This is a genomic window from Atlanticothrix silvestris CENA357 (assembly GCF_016056295.1).
Classification (GTDB): Bacteria; Cyanobacteriota; Cyanobacteriia; order Cyanobacteriales; family Nostocaceae; genus Atlanticothrix; species Atlanticothrix silvestris.
Genome location: NZ_JAECZB010000005.1, coordinates 74,902 through 89,674, shown reverse-complemented (window position 1 = coordinate 89,674; position 14,773 = coordinate 74,902). Strand labels below are relative to the sequence as shown.

At 39.2% G+C, this 14,773-nt stretch carries 10 protein-coding genes and 1 pseudogene; 3 read left to right on the top strand and 8 right to left on the bottom strand.

Annotated elements, in window-relative coordinates:
- Positions 1 to 81: 81 nt before the first annotated feature.
- Together I8751_RS04235 and I8751_RS04230 are read right to left on the bottom strand one after the other, a co-directional pair.
- Positions 82 to 2,808 (bottom strand): ABC transporter substrate-binding protein, encoded by a 2,727-nt coding sequence (locus tag I8751_RS04235; protein WP_214437909.1) that lies wholly within the window; start codon positions 2,806 to 2,808, stop codon positions 82 to 84.
- A 5-nt stretch (positions 2,809 to 2,813) separates the two neighbouring features.
- A complete protein-coding gene (locus I8751_RS04230) occupies positions 2,814 to 4,400 on the bottom strand; it encodes an AAA-like domain-containing protein (protein ID WP_214437908.1) in 1,587 nt (528 codons plus the stop codon).
- 292 nt (positions 4,401 to 4,692) lie between these two features.
- Here I8751_RS04230 and I8751_RS04225 point away from each other — a divergent pair, with 292 nt between their 5' ends.
- Together I8751_RS04225 and I8751_RS04220 are read left to right on the top strand one after the other, a co-directional pair.
- Positions 4,693 to 5,400 (top strand): 16S rRNA (uracil(1498)-N(3))-methyltransferase, encoded by a 708-nt coding sequence (locus I8751_RS04225; RefSeq protein ID WP_214437907.1) that lies wholly within the window; start codon positions 4,693 to 4,695, stop codon positions 5,398 to 5,400.
- Between the two features lie 38 nt (positions 5,401 to 5,438).
- Positions 5,439 to 6,158, top strand: a pseudogene (locus I8751_RS04220) (tetratricopeptide repeat protein); the annotation flags it as partial.
- A gap of 244 nt (positions 6,159 to 6,402) precedes the next feature.
- Here I8751_RS04220 and I8751_RS30215 read toward each other — a convergent pair.
- The 5 genes from I8751_RS30215 to I8751_RS04195 form a co-directional block, all read right to left on the bottom strand.
- Positions 6,403 to 8,757: a DUF3604 domain-containing protein gene (locus I8751_RS30215; protein WP_214437905.1), complete on the bottom strand. Its 2,355-nt coding sequence runs from the start codon at positions 8,755 to 8,757 to the stop codon at positions 6,403 to 6,405.
- Positions 8,758 to 8,803: 46 nt separating this feature from the next.
- On the bottom strand, positions 8,804 to 9,703 hold the full coding sequence (gene cysW / locus I8751_RS04210) for a sulfate ABC transporter permease subunit CysW (RefSeq protein ID WP_214437904.1): 900 nt from the start codon (positions 9,701 to 9,703) through the stop codon (positions 8,804 to 8,806).
- On the bottom strand, positions 9,693 to 10,565 hold the full coding sequence (gene cysT, locus I8751_RS04205) for a sulfate ABC transporter permease subunit CysT (RefSeq protein WP_214437903.1): 873 nt from the start codon (positions 10,563 to 10,565) through the stop codon (positions 9,693 to 9,695). The genes cysW and cysT overlap by 11 nt, the downstream gene beginning before the upstream one ends.
- Positions 10,566 to 10,570: 5 nt before the next feature.
- Positions 10,571 to 11,638, bottom strand: coding sequence for a sulfate ABC transporter substrate-binding protein (locus tag I8751_RS04200; RefSeq protein WP_214437902.1), 1,068 nt, complete (start codon positions 11,636 to 11,638; stop codon positions 10,571 to 10,573).
- A 619-nt stretch (positions 11,639 to 12,257) separates the two neighbouring features.
- Complete coding sequence (locus I8751_RS04195) at positions 12,258 to 12,842, bottom strand: hypothetical protein (RefSeq protein ID WP_214437901.1); 585 nt, start codon at positions 12,840 to 12,842, stop codon at positions 12,258 to 12,260.
- 577 nt (positions 12,843 to 13,419) lie between these two features.
- On the opposite strand from I8751_RS04195, the gene I8751_RS04190 reads away from it, so the two are divergent.
- A complete protein-coding gene (locus I8751_RS04190; protein WP_214437900.1) occupies positions 13,420 to 14,088 on the top strand; it encodes an esterase/lipase family protein in 669 nt (222 codons plus the stop codon).
- Here the strand turns inward: I8751_RS04190 and I8751_RS04185 are convergent.
- Positions 14,018 to 14,449 (bottom strand): VOC family protein, encoded by a 432-nt coding sequence (locus I8751_RS04185; RefSeq protein ID WP_214437899.1) that lies wholly within the window; start codon positions 14,447 to 14,449, stop codon positions 14,018 to 14,020. The genes I8751_RS04190 and I8751_RS04185 overlap by 71 nt on opposite strands.
- Between the last annotated feature and the right edge of the window lie 324 nt (positions 14,450 to 14,773).

The window sequence follows — 14,773 nt, the reverse complement described above, 5'->3', positions numbered from 1 at the left end:
TGTGTAGATAATTTGTCTTATCAGACGCTATAAATCGCGTCTTTACATAAGGCTTTTTGGCTTAACTGGATGTTATTAGGGTTAATTGACTTTTTGAAAATGAAATCCACCTCCTTCAATACCACCACAATCATCACCGCTACCAGAAACTACTTCTACTAGAACTGGTTTTTGATTTCGCTCACCATCTACAAAAGCAAGTGCATCTCCTGAAGTTTTTTCAGGCGGTAGCTTGATTGACTTGAGCTTTTCTAATACACTTTTGCGAGAAGGCTGATCAGACTCTGAAATAGCTTTAATAAAAGCCTGAGTGGCATCATAGCTAGCAGCAGTACGCCAGCTAACACCTCCTCCCCATGTGCTACAAGCTCGTTTCGCAAATTCTTGTGAGTTGGATTCCTCAGCAAACCAAGGAATCGCCAGAACTAAGCCTTCAAAAGCTCTACTACCTTGTTTTAAAGTATCTGCACCATATAAAGAATCTCCTCCCAGTAACTGGAGATTTATCCCCAAATATTTTGGAATTTTTTGTTGTTCACGAGCGCGCCCCATATTAATTACAGTAGAGATTAGCTCTATATCAGGAAAAAAGACAACCGCATCAGCTTCCTTTACTACAGCAAGATAAACTTGATAAGATGCATCCAGATTTGAATCTGCCAAATTTATAGTATCGACAACTTGGCCGCCTTTATCTTCAAATACTTTTTTAAACGCTTGTTTTAAGCTTTCACTATATATATCTTGTTTTTTATAAAAAACAACAACTTTATCCATGCCCTTTGTGATGGCATAGTCGGCTAATCTTTCACCATTTTCTGCATCAGAAGGAATGGTTCTAAAAAAAACTTTAAATTTATCCATACTTAAGTTTGTACTGGTACTAGTCGGAGATATCATTGCTAAACCAGCACTTTGATATTTAACAAGTGCAGCCTGACTAACTGAGCTACCATTATGTCCAATTACTCCTAAAATTCTGGTATCTCTAGTTAATTCGTAGGCAACTCTTTGACCTTGACTCGGATCATTATTATCATTAGCAATCATAATATTCAGTAACCGACCTTTGAATCCACCCTTGCCATTATTGTTAAATTCATCTTGTGCTTGTGCTACTCCTCTCAATATCTCTCTAGCCATTTCTCTCCTAGCATTACTAGGTATAGCAACTGCCAAAGTTAAATAATTATCTTGTTTAAGTGCTAAAGCGTTGTTATAGTAAATCAAAAATTCGGGATCGTTGTTATCAACTTCTCTAGCTTTTTTAAAATGTATTTCTGCTTCTTGATAAGCCCTTTTTTTAAAAGCCTTAATACCAAGTTCTTGATAGATATTACCATTACCTAAAAAGAAAGTTTTTTCTCCTTGACTAAATAATTCTGGTTCAGATACGTAAGGAAAAAAGAATGATTTAATCTTTTCTGGTAATTGCCATCCCAAGATTAAAACTATAATCATTAAAAATACGCTAGACATACTAAGAACTCGTCGATAAATCAAAGAATTTCGTATTTCCAGTTTTTGGCTTTCATTAAGAAATTGATAGTCTTCAGTTGTCAATATTTTACCGACAGACCAAGCCGACGCTTTGCGTAGTTTTTGACCCTGCAACAACTTTGATTTATCCTTACGTTCAGAAGCAAGCCATGCTATTAACTCTTCTGCATAAGGTCGTCTATCTGCTAATATTTCTGCAACCCAGCTAGAGTCAAAAACTGCTTCATAGATGCGGTTATATACTCTTAATTCATGTTGATTTTCGACGACCAAGCCTGATAAAATTAATTCAGTTTCCTCTGGTGTGCTAGTTGCAGTTAAAAGTTTTTTTTGTAAAACTTCTAAATAAAGTTGCAAGACTTTAAAAGTAGGTTCTTTACTGTTGATAATTCTGTCATGAATTGTCTTTAAATGTTGTGGATTATCTTGCTCTTCCCAATTATCGATGATACGAGATTTGATAAAATCCTCTACCCACTGACTGATTACTTTTTTATCATCAGGGATAATATATTCATAGTTAGCTATAAGATTGCATATTTTTTGAGTGAGAAAAGGTTGACCTCCAGTCCATTTCAACAATTCTCGCAAAATATTTTCAGCAATTTTGGCATCACCTGCTTTAGTCTCTAATCCTTTAGCCAGAGGTTGAGCCTCTAAAAATGAAAACCCATTTAATTGAATTGCTTCGCCAATATTAAAAGGTGTACGTTGTGTATCTTGAATTAATTGAGAAGGTGTCGCTACTCCTAACAAAACAAAGGTGATTTGTTCATATTTGGAGTTACTAGCACGTTGATTATAGCAATAGCGAATAAAAGCAAAAAAATCATCGGTAGGAAAATCTAAACTCAGAACTGTATCAATTTCGTCGATAAAAATTACAATATTTTGAGTAACTTTTATGAGTAATATTTCCCCAAAAAATCTATTTAAACGCTCTAAAGGTGCTAGAGATTTGTAATCTTGCCACCAGCTTGAGAATTGTTGTGTAATAAACTCATATAATTCGTCAAATTGATCCGCTAAATTTTGGATCAAGGTATAATACCACTGTTCTTGGGTAACTTGTTTAGTACCAAAACCTTCTAAGCTGATTAAAATACACCTAAAATCTTCACTTTCTAATTTTTTACTTACTCTTATATGTAAACTAGATTTTCCCATTTGTCGGGAATTAAATACATAACAAAATTTGCCTTTTTTAAGTTCTTCATAAAGATTTTTGTCAGCACTTCTCTCTACATAACTGGGGTCATCTGCTGTTAACGTACCTCCCACATGATAATACTTATCTTGTCTATTCATGATGATTATTTTTGAAGATTAAAGATAGATTTGAAAAACAGATAATATAAGTTACAGCGTACTTTAGCAAAATTTCCTTCTAATTTTACCAGTCCTAACTGTTTTAATGTTCTAGCAATATTGGGAGGTAATTGCACTGCTTCTTCTTTTTTAAGAATTTGCAAAAATGATGTTTTTAGCTGGGGATTCTTATCAAGATTTTCTAAATGTTCGATTAAATGGTTCCTAAACGGCCCTTCTAAGGTAGGAGCAATTTCTAATAGCTTTTTAAAGCTAATTTCATAAAGTCTCAGGTAATCACAAATTTTTCGTATTAATAAAGGATGCCCTCCTAATAAATTAATTAGTTGTTTGATTTGACTTGCTGTTAAATTGAGTCCTCGCAACTTGACTAAGTGTTGCACTTGATCAGGACTAAATTCTGGTAATTCAATTACTAAACCTACATTCGCTAGAGGTGAGCTATTAATATCGAGAGAAGCATAAAATTCTGTAGAATGAACAGCTATTAAGCGCAAATCTTGCCAAATATTATTATTTTTATCGTCTCGCTTCGCCCGATCATGCCAGTTTCTGAGCATTTTACAAAAATCATTGGCAATTACAGGCTCTTCAAAAACTAGATCTACATCATTTAATGCTAATACCAAGGGAGTAGTAAGATTTGCTAATAAGTATCTTTGAAAATAAATTGTGGTGTTAAAAATGTGAGTTAGTTGATTATCCCAATAATCACTTAATTTATTGGGCATATCTAGCTCATTACCGACAGCAACACAAAAAGCGCGCAAAAATTTCTCAACATCTTGGGAAACTGTCTCATCTATTAACCCTTTAAAGCTGAGAGTCACTGTTTTATAACCATGCCCTCTGGCATAAGCTACTATTCGATTCATTAGCCACGTTTTTCCCATACCCATAGAAGCTTTGATGCGGATCAGAGAACCAGGTAGCTGAATATCTTCATAACAACACCTTTCAATGGCCGGACGTTCTAAATGAAATACCGCAGGCGATTGATCTACTTTTTTTCGCAGTACTGGAGTAGATTCTTCAGGGATGCCTTGTAGTTGAATTTCTACACAACCAAACTCATAAGCTTCCTCTGGTGAGCGATTTGCCCCTAGTGCCTTATAAAAACCTACAGCAAAAGAGATCGCAGCTCGATCTCCAATTGCTTTGTTCATACCAATAACAAAAGATATATGCTGAACAATAGCTTGTGCCTGGAGGTCTGAATAACAAGCATTCAGGACTACACAATTAATATGGGCTGCACCTAATTTAAACAGTGCAGCTAAAGCTTCTGGCTTGACTGGCTGTGCTTGACCTAAATCATTTTCAAAGCATAGCTCGCCAGTACTGGCTCCATGCCCTGAAAAGTGAACAATATGCGGTTCAAAATCTAATATTGCTTGACTGATATCTCCAGGGCGAGCAGAAAATTGCTGTTTAAAGACAAACTTATCTCTTAACCTCACTCTTTGGATCTGTTCTTGGATATCTCGCAACTCCTGTTGTAAACGCAGCCTCGCAGTATCAGTAGGCTCAGCTGTTAAAAACAAAATTCTCATCAGGCTATCGTTGCTCATCCAAAATCAGTCCCTACGCTTAATTACTAGTACGATTTATAACTAAAAGTTTTTGGCTAGCATGTTTACTAGAAAATACTTAAGTAATTACATTTAATATAAATGTTTTTATGAAGATATATAACCTGAGCATTGATTTAGAGGTAGCGGCTGCCATCGGTTCAATTTCGTAAAACCAAATCAAAACAGTGCGAGATTTTGTACAGCAAAGCTTAAAAAACCGCTAACTTTAAATGTGCGGGTAATTTCTATTCAGGAATTTATAGCCCTGGTTCCAGGTATTTAAATTAGCATGGCGCAACTACAACGAATTGCGATCGCACCTTCTCAACTCCAACAAGGAAAAATTGTACTCACCAACGAGCAACAACATTACTTGCTACGCGTTTTGCGCTTGCGTGTAGGCGATCGCTTTATTGCTATGGATGGCAAGGGTAAATGGTGGTTGGCACAGCTAGAAAACGAGCAAGCAAAGGTTTTAGAACCACTTTTGGTAGAAACAGAATTACCTGTATCGATTACCCTCATGGTGGCGTTACCCAAAGGTAATGGATTTGATGAAGTGGTGCGGTGTTGTACAGAATTAGGAGTAGCTTGTATTGCACCTGTATTAAGTGATCGCACTTTACTTCATCCCAGCCCCCAAAAACTTGAACGGTGGCGGCGCATCGCAGCAGAAGCCGCAGAACAATCAGAACGCGCTTTCGTACCAACAATTTTAGAACCTGTTACTTTTGTCTCTGCTTTGACCAATAATGGGGCAACTCATAATTATATCTGTGAGGCGCGTGGTGATTATCCCCATTTAAATAACGTGCTTAAATCTGACACTAGCGAAATTATCATTGCTACTGGCCCAGAGGGGGGATGGACAGCAAGAGAAATTGAGAGTGCGATCGCAGCGGGGTTTAAACCTGTTTCCCTTGGTCGTCGTATCCTGCGAGCAGTCACAGCGCCAGTCGTGGCATTAACCTTAATTTCCGCAGCTAGTGAAGTATAAATGATGTATACCTAACCACTGTGCGTTGAAGGTAAGCGATGATTGAGCAAGTTACCACCGCCTTTGAGCGTAAAGACTATTACACAGCTGCTAATTTACTCAAACAGCTGCTAAAAGAATCACCAGAAAATCCTTGGGTGCAATTTTATTTGGGAAGGCTGCATGAAGTTTCCCAAAAGCGTCAAGATGCTGAACAAATTTATCGACAATTACTGCGGAGTACGACTAATGTCAAGATAGTCACCCAAGCCCGTCAAGGCTTGCAACGGCTGCAAGAAGTTGAGCAAGAAGAAAGACAAAGAGCCATAGCTAAAGCTACAGCTGAACCTAGCAACACCGAATTTGGTCTACTAGTTTTAGAACCTCTTAGTAGCGGACTCAAAACTATAGCAACACCAAAATTTGCCCAGATTATGCAATTAGACCCTTATACGGCTAGGTTACTATTACCAAGTCGTGGCTGGAGACTATACCGCACTGGACAAGTAGGAGAACTAAAATTTTATGGTACGCAGCTACAAAAAGCTGAAATTCCTTGCTTCTGGACAACAATAACTGCTATTCAGCAAATTCAAGTTTTTCAAGTTCAATATTTTTCAGAATCTGACCTTAAAGTTACTGTTGTTTGTCGCAATGAAGCAAATCAACTTGGTTCCCTCACCTTTGAATGGTCAGAAGTCACAGCGCGAGTGGTAGGGCTGTTACCAATTTTTGAGGAAGTCGTAGATGTGAACGCTCGCCGCAAATTAGAACGCGAAAATATTGCAGAGTTTGAGAATTAAGTCCTAATTGTTTTAATTGGGTTTCTAGGCGACGCGTCATTCTATACTTGCGCTTACTACATCAGTTTGCTTACGTGATGTGAATAAGTCTTCGTTCAACAGTAAGAAATATCGGCAAATCTGAGTCAAAATACTGCTATTGCACTATACCCACTAGCGTCAGTAGCAGAGATTTTTATTGCCTGACTTGGCTGTGTGCTTGACAAATGTGCCATTGAGCTTAAAAATCAGGACTAACAAATAAAGGGCTTGTCCAAACCTTAGAATCATCAATCTGACGACCTGAAATATAAACTGCTACAAAACCGTGAGGGCTAAATTCAGGTTCTAGAAGAAAACTACCGCTAACATCTCTAGACATAGGTGTTGCACTTAAACGTTCTACACCCAAAAAAAGTTCTGCGCCCCCCAGTTCTTGCCTTAATATTCCTTGGTTGAGAATCTCCTTGCCACTAAATTGCCAACTAAATTCTGGACAATGGATATAAGGATTACGCTGTAGCGAACTTCCAACTTTGGTATAACTATCAATTTGAACGTGTAAGCGAAATTGTGCGTGGAGTAAGTCTGATAAATCTAACTCAATTGCATCAGAATCTCCATAAGTATCTGACCGAAACTCTAATTTCAATGCTCCGGCTCGCCTGACATATTCTTCTGGATGTTCTAGACCATAAACTTTATAGCTTTGAACTATAGTATTAGAATATTCCAAAGTTCCGCGCCATTCAGCCCAACGGTAACGGTCTTTAATTCGTGAGCCACCCCAACGTAGACGAATTTTGTTAGGAGCGTAATTTGCTTCTAATTGCAGATTACGATGCCACAGTAAACCATGATTAGTGTAAGCAGTAATCTCATCCCAACCACTCGTACCCAGCAATCGGTAATTAATAGTGACGGCATCACTAGCCGTGAATTCATCTCCTTGAATGTGTGAACCAGACCACAACAGAGCAACTATGCGCTCGCCTGTTGTCGCCCAGGTATGACGAGAACGTAGAGCATGATTGATGTCCAACTTTGTCAAAGCTGGAGCAATAATTCCTGTAACGCCACCGTTTACCCCAAATACCGCTGTCCCTGGAACGCCACCACCACAGCGTCCACGATGTTCGTCACCATTGGCTGATACACCGACTTTATATCCTCTACTAATTGCATCTTGGTAAAACCAGGGAAAGTGCCCCCAAGCCGATCCAACTTCCACTAGACGTTCTAATTTGGGGTGATGCCAGTCAAAAATTGCACGTCGTCCGCCGACATGAGGAATTAATAAATGTTGTTCTGGATTATGAATATAAGCAGCGTAAAGCCGATCTACAGGCCAAGCTCCAGGTAACAATTGCTTGCCTTTCATATCTTCATTCCACTCAAAAGAGCGTACTTGTTTTCCCTGGAGATCGTAGGGAAATAACACTTCATCGCCCAAAAAGATGACATTGCGATCGCCACCAACGGCAGAATTACCGCACCACTCTGTGCCAGGATAGCAAATAAATTCACCTTCTTGTGTTACTTCCCGACACAGCTTAACATCATGCTGCCAGCGTTCTTCAGTAATATTGAAATCATTGGCTGTATATCCTAAAACATCTAGACCTGCCACATCCCGTCCATAGGCAAAATTATACTCTGTGCTGTTGGTTCCTACCGTATTATTAGAATGTACATGAAGGTCAGCAAAAAAAGCGCGAGGATAAGTCAGATTACTCTCTGCTGTAACTGAAGTTAGTTGACTTTGTAACTCAGTTCCCAACAGAGTAGCTTGCAATAATATTTCCTGATTTTGATCCAAAGTCAAGTTAGTTTTGATTACGGCCCATCCTTGCGTTGGTAAATCAAGTAACTGCTCGTGTAAACCATCTCTGTTTAATTGCAACTGACCACCCAAACCCCAACAGGTATTTCCCCAAACATCTTCTACTCGTAACCGTGTAGGAAAAGAAACGCCAGTTTTGACAAGTCGTGGAGTGACAATTATTACTTTAGCTGGTGGTGCTGGCATAACATTAATTACTATATCACCAGGAACTTCCGCAAAACGAGAAGTACCTACGGGGTCTAAATAAGCTCGAAACCGAAAACTTTGCTCAACAAAAGTTTGTACTCTTGTACCTGGCCCGCCAGCACGGCGATCGCCCAATCTAATTAAGATGCGATCGCCTGGTTTAAGGTAGCCATCGATAATATCGATAATAATTGCCTTTTGATAAGGACGTTCATGACCTTTCTGATCAAATCGTACCTTCAGTGACTGCACAGTTGACTGACTTTCGCCAGGAAGTGGCGGACGAGCTTGGTATTCTGCGGAAACATAATTAGCTGCTGTTGGGTCTTCCGTTTGAAACAACGCCCAATCCGAGTAGAATTTGAACGTGATTTTAAACCAAGCACCATCAGCAATGCCAGAAGCACCAACCTCATAATCAAGTAGAATTTCTTGCCAGCTACCAGCCTCAACTTGTTGAGTAACACAGTGTAGACGACCGAGAAAAGGTAAGGTGCTGATATATTCTAAATATCCTTGGGGATGTGTATATTCTTCCAATAAATTCGTTATTTCTTCTGACACAAATTTTTGCTCAATCTTAATTTAAATGCACACAGGTGGAAAGTTTTCAATTCTTCTTTTGGGAGGCATTCGCTATAAAGGGAAGAACCACCTCAGGATGCAGCTTTGTTTTCGTTGCTTTACGTGAAGCAGTACGATCCATACCTTGCAACAGTTCTTGTCCAATCAAAGTCAACAAAGCCAGAACACTCAACAAAGAAGCACAAGCAAAAGCAGAGATTGTCTGATACTCCGCATAGACCTGTTCAATATGTAAAGTCAGAGTATTGGTTTGATTAATCAATTTCCCTGAAACGACAGAAACTGCGCCAAACTCTCCAATAGCCCTAGAAGTACAAAGAATTACACCATAAAGCAATGCAGGGCGAATTGTCGGGAACGTAACACGCCAAAAAGTCTGCCAAGAACTTGCTCCTAATGTTTGTGCCGCTTCTTCCTCTTCTAACCCCATACTTTGCAGCACAGGTAAAACTTCACGCACTACAAACGGAAGAGTTACAAATAAGGTAGTGAAAATCATTCCTGGTAAAGCAAAAATTATCTTGATATTGGCTGCTTGCAACCATGAGCCAAATAAACCCACAGTATGACTATAAAGCAAGATAAACATCAAACCGACAATAGTAGGTGAAATTGCTAATGGCAAGTCTAGAATTAGAAGCAGCACTACTTTACCTGGAAATGAATATCTTACTAATACCCAAGCTGCTAAAATGCCAAAAACTGTATTAATTGGCACGGATATTAATGTAATTAATACGGTTAAAAGTATCGCATGACGGGCTTCAGGCATGGTAACGCTTATCAAATAAGCTTTAATTCCACCAGCAAAAGCTTGACAAAAGATGTTTAGTAGAGGAAACAGAACGGTAATCCCCAAAAAGGATAACCCTAAGATAATCAACAAATAACGTTCCCAAGGTATTGCTTGTAACTTAACTCTCATATCTGCGACTCCACAACTGTAATAAATTGGTACAGATGAGAATCACTAAAGAAATTACTAACAACACAATCGCTACAGCTGTTGCTCCACTATAATCGTACTGCTCCAATCGCCGATATATATAAACGGAAGTAATCATCGTTTCATAAGGAATATTTCCAGAAATAATCATCACAACCCCGTATTCACCGATAGCACGCGCAAAAGCCAAGGTAAATCCTGTAAAGATTGCAGGTAGTATTTGAGGAAAAATTACTAGCCAAAATGTCTGCCTAGCACTTGCCCCAAGAATGTGTGCTGCTTCTTCAATTTCTGGTTCTATTTCCATCAATACAGGCTGCACAGTCCGAACTACGAAAGGCAGTGTTACAAACACTTTAGCGAATACTACCCCAACAACAGATGAGGTTAAATTTACCTGCTTAATCCCTAAAACTTTTAAACTGTCTCCTATGAATGTGCCAGGATCTAAATACTGTCCAATGACTCCACCAGAACCATAAACAGATAATAAAGCGATCCCCGCGACTACCGCAGGCATAGCAAAAGGCAAGTCTACTAATCCATCTGCTAACCTCTTGCCAGGAAATTCATAGCGAACTAATATCCAAGCCAAGATTACCCCAAAGATACTGTTAATCAAAGCAGCTAACACAGCCGCATAGAAACTAAGTTTATATGCTGCTATAGCAGGAGGAGCAGTGATGACTTGCCACAATTCTTGCCAGGAACATTTGGAAGCTTCTAGAAAAATCACCCCTAAAGGTAACAGTACGATAAAACTGATGTAAGTTAAGGCTAAACCCTGTAAAAGCGAACGGTGAAAGCGTTGGTGGGAAACTGTAATAGATATAGCTGACATTACAATTACTTAGTTCTAGCTGCTTGGGCAGAGTCGAATAATGCTCCATCGGCAAAAAGTTTCTGGTCTACTGCTTTCCAATCACCAAAGTCAGCGATTTTATAGAGCTTGGAGACTAGTTTATGTTGACTGGCGTATTTTTGGTATACATTTTGATCTATTGGGCGATATCCTTGCTCTGCATAAATCTCCTGTCCTTTGGGTGAAAACAAGAACTTAGTAAATGCTTCGGCCACTTCACGTGTTCCTTTGCTGTCTACTATTTTGTCAACCACAGTGACGGGAAAATCAACCTGAATATTAATTGGTGGTACGACGTAAGGAAAATCCTCTGCGATGGCATTGTTAGTAAAAATAATCTCATTTTCAAATGTCAGTAATACATCACCAATCTTGTTTTTGATGAACGCATCAGATGCCTCTCGCCCACTACTGACTAGGGTTTTAGTGTTTTTCACAAAGCTATTGAGATAGTTGGCTGCCGCTTCTTCTCCTTGTGATTTCAGAACAGAACCATACCCAGCTAGAATTCCCCATCGAGCATTTCCTCCTGTTTGAGGGTTGATCCCAACAATCGCTACATTATTGTTAGTTAAATCATTCCATGTTTGAATATTTTTAGGATTGTTCGGTCTGGTAATTAAAACCATCACTGTATTCGCAGGGGAAGCCTCATTAGGTAATCTTTGCCTCCAATCTGGACTAACAAAACTTTTTTCCACCAAAGCATCTATATTGGTTTGGACATTCTGTGCTGCAATATCCGCTTGTAAACCCCCAAGAATTGCTCTAGTTTGCGCCCCTGATGGGCCGTAAGATTCTTTGAACGTAACATCCTGTCCAGTTTTAGCCTTCCATTCTGCCTGAAATGCAGGAATCATTTTTGAGAAAAGTGTTCTAGCTACTCCGTAAGAAACCAAAGTCAGTTCAACTGAGCTTGATTTTTGGGCTGCGCTCACTTGACCTTGATTTTTTGATGCTTGGTTTTGAGGTGAATTTTCAGTTTGAGTACAAGCCGGGATAAAAAATCCCGCAGCAAATAGTAAGGCGCGTAAAGTTTTACGCCTCTTCATACTTGGCTCCTAATTATTATTTTTATAGTGTTACAAAAAGCTCGTCTTAGATAATACTACTAAAAATCGTTAGAAAAACCGTATTTTATAAAAAATAAGCAGCATACTTTGAGGAGAGCGATTTTTTTCGGGGGAGATGGCACAGGGAATACGGTAAGATGACCCAATGTCAGATTCTGAGCAACTTGTCATCTACCAGCCTCATATTTTTATCCTGGGCATTAGTCTAGGCTGTTGACTTTGTGCCTTTTTTGGAGTGTAAAAGTTCATGTATTCCTATCCTCCCTAACCATTTTCTTATAGAAGTAAAGCTTGGGGTTATCTTTGATTTAGTGGGGGCTTGTACCCAAAATTAATTAATTAAAAATTATTATTTCTTTCAATTTTTAATCTTTAATTTTTAATTAAAACTGGTCAACAGCCTAGCTAGAGTGTGTATTTAATTTATAATCAAACTGCTATATATCAATTAGTCACCCATTACGATTTGCAACTCAGTTTCAGTCTTAGCCTCATAAATCTATTAAAAAGAAGGGTCAGCAATGCTCACCCTTCTGGTAAATTTAATTAACCACTGTTACAAACGCGATTAATTACCTTCATACACCCAAGCTTGATATTAACCTGGTGTTTTAACCTGACGTGCCATATCTAAATAAGCACTCATATTTGCCCCTGGACGACGACGACCATTAGAACTAGTAGCCGAAGGAGCAAGATATTTAGGCGCAAAAGTTGTTTCTTTTGGCTGCTCTTTTACTGCTTTAGCTGCTGCGGCTTTGGCATTTTTGCCGGGTTCAACCCTAAGACCCTCAGCAGTCTGAACCATTTCAACATCAGCTGGCTTGGCCTTTTGAGCTGTTTTTGCCTTGGGCTTAGCTTTAGTTGCGGCAGTTTTTGTTCCGTTTAATGACGCTGGCGCAGATGATTCTGGTGCATTTGATGTAACTGTTTCAGTTGCTTTTTTTGCAGTAGATGTAACTGTCTCTGCTGCTTTTTTTGCATTCGCTGTAACTGTATCTGCAACTTTTTGTGCGTTTGATGCAACCTCTTTAGCAGCATCTTTAGCAACTTCTTTGGCTTCATCTAATTCCAGATAGTAACCGTTACTTTTGCCTTTTTTCTTTCCAGGTAACAGCCCTGTCACGAAACTCAAAATCCCGGAGATTAAATTGGTGATTAACTTTTTGATAGAACCGAACATTAGAATTGCTCCTGTCTCTTAATATTCTGTAAATTTGGCCGTAATGTTAAAAACTACAGCAGAATGTTACATTTTTTTACACCACGCTATTTTGGTGGCCAGCTTTATAGATTTGTACTTAATCAACATTGTAGTAATACTACAGGGCAAATGTTATCAACTTTATAAGCATTTGCAACTGTAGACACTGAAAATTAATTATGAAATTTTACTGTAACTAAGGGCAAGATTCTGAAAGTATGCTTAATAAAATTTAACATTACTTATTAGATACATATCTATCTTGTACTCAACTGTTTGGGGTAGTGGAGAATGGGCATAGGACATGGGTAAGAAGGGCAAAGGGGAATGGGTAAGGGGGAAAGGGTTTATTTCTTTATCCTTTAACCCCTTCGGGATTCGCCAGTCGCTCATGGGGGAAACCCCCAAGACCGCGCTGGCTCACCTTTTTCCCTCTTGTTGCTGTCCTGCTCTCTTCCTCATTTTTAACCAGTAAGAGGAGTGTCACAGCCTATAGACAGATGGTTATGGTACTCAGCTAAATTTTCTACAGACTTAATGCAGGCAAATTTAGGAGATGAACACTGAAAATCAGCAACATAACCCTGTTTTATTAGTACATGGCATTGACGATACAGGAGCAGTTTTCGATAAAATGGCGGGGTATTTGAGACAATTGGGGTGGTCTGTGTACACTCTAGATCTAATGCCCAAAAATGGGGATGCAGGTCTTGATGTGTTGGCAAAGCAAGTAGCAGATTATATTGCCACTACTTTTACTCCAGAACAACCCCTCGATTTGATAGGCTTTAGCATGGGAGGAATCGTCAGCCGTTACTATGTTCAGCGGCTGGGGGGAATTAACCGTGTGCAGCGGTTTATTACTATCTCTTCACCTCATCATGGCACTGTAGTTGCCTATGCTTCTCAACGCCTCGGTTGCTTGCAAATGCGCCCTAACAGTGCTTTTATGAAGGATTTAAATTCTGATGTTGTGATGTTAAGCTCTTTGAGCTTTACATCTATTTGGACACCTTATGATTTGATGATTGTTCCTACAAATAGTTCACAATTGCCCATAGGAGAAGAAGTAATTTTACCAGTGGCTCTGCACTCCTGGATGCTGTCAGACTCTAGATGCTTGGCAGCAGTAGTAGCTGCCTTGGCAAAGCCGATTAAGCCCTATCCCCAATTTGGGTATATTCATAACTACCAAAAATCGACTCTGGGTGGCGGTAATATTTAAGTTCTATCAAGTTATAAAAAGGATCTTCTAAAAAGAAAGTGCGATGCTCTAGGGGAGAGCCAACAAAGCGATTTTTAGGCTCTTCACGAAAAAGTAATTGTTTTTGTTGCGCTTTGTTTAGTAAATCTTCCCAGTCACGTTCTTGGGTAAAAATTAGTCCAAAGTGTCTGGGATAAATAGTGCGTTGGGGTATTAAGGTTTCTCTGGTGATGTGAGCTACCAATTGATGACCGTAGAGGTTGAGAATTAAAGCTTGGGGATTTTCACGACCAGGAACACAGCCCAATCCATCAACATAATATGCTTTCGTCTGAGCTATATCAGTAACGGGAAAAGCCAGATGAAATAAAACTTGGCTCATAGCTAATGTATAAGAAATGTGTAGTTGATGCTATAGCAGAAGGCAAGAGGTAAAAACATTACTGTTCCTGATGTTCACGCTCTCAAAATGTCGCAACATATATGCTCTTTGCTATATATACAATTTATTCTTTAAACTCCGATTGTGGTCAACTTGAACACAGTTTTATATAATCTCAGCTTATATTCTGGTGACGATGTTTGCATCGAATTTGGAGGCTAGGAGAAGAGAATAATAACCAATGCCCCATGACGGCAGTCGCTCCACTTGGGGAACCAGCGCCGTGGGCGGGTTCCCCGACTTGAGACGACTAGCGTGAGACCC

Excerpts from the sequence above, each read along its gene's own strand:
- I8751_RS04225 (WP_214437907.1), top strand. The coding sequence starts at position 4,693 with ATGGCGCAACTACAACGAATTGCGATCGCACCTTCTCAACTCCAACAA.
- cysW (WP_214437904.1), bottom strand. The coding sequence starts at position 9,703 with ATGAGAGTTAAGTTACAAGCAATACCTTGGGAACGTTATTTGTTGATT.
- I8751_RS04195 (WP_214437901.1), bottom strand. The coding sequence starts at position 12,842 with ATGTTCGGTTCTATCAAAAAGTTAATCACCAATTTAATCTCCGGGATT.
- cysT (WP_214437903.1), bottom strand. The coding sequence starts at position 10,565 with ATGTCAGCTATATCTATTACAGTTTCCCACCAACGCTTTCACCGTTCG.
- I8751_RS04235 (WP_214437909.1), bottom strand. The coding sequence starts at position 2,808 with ATGAATAGACAAGATAAGTATTATCATGTGGGAGGTACGTTAACAGCA.
- I8751_RS04230 (WP_214437908.1), bottom strand. The coding sequence starts at position 4,400 with ATGAGCAACGATAGCCTGATGAGAATTTTGTTTTTAACAGCTGAGCCT.
- I8751_RS04185 (WP_214437899.1), bottom strand. The coding sequence starts at position 14,449 with ATGAGCCAAGTTTTATTTCATCTGGCTTTTCCCGTTACTGATATAGCT.
- I8751_RS04200 (WP_214437902.1), bottom strand. The coding sequence starts at position 11,638 with ATGAAGAGGCGTAAAACTTTACGCGCCTTACTATTTGCTGCGGGATTT.
- I8751_RS04190 (WP_214437900.1), top strand. The coding sequence starts at position 13,420 with ATGAACACTGAAAATCAGCAACATAACCCTGTTTTATTAGTACATGGC.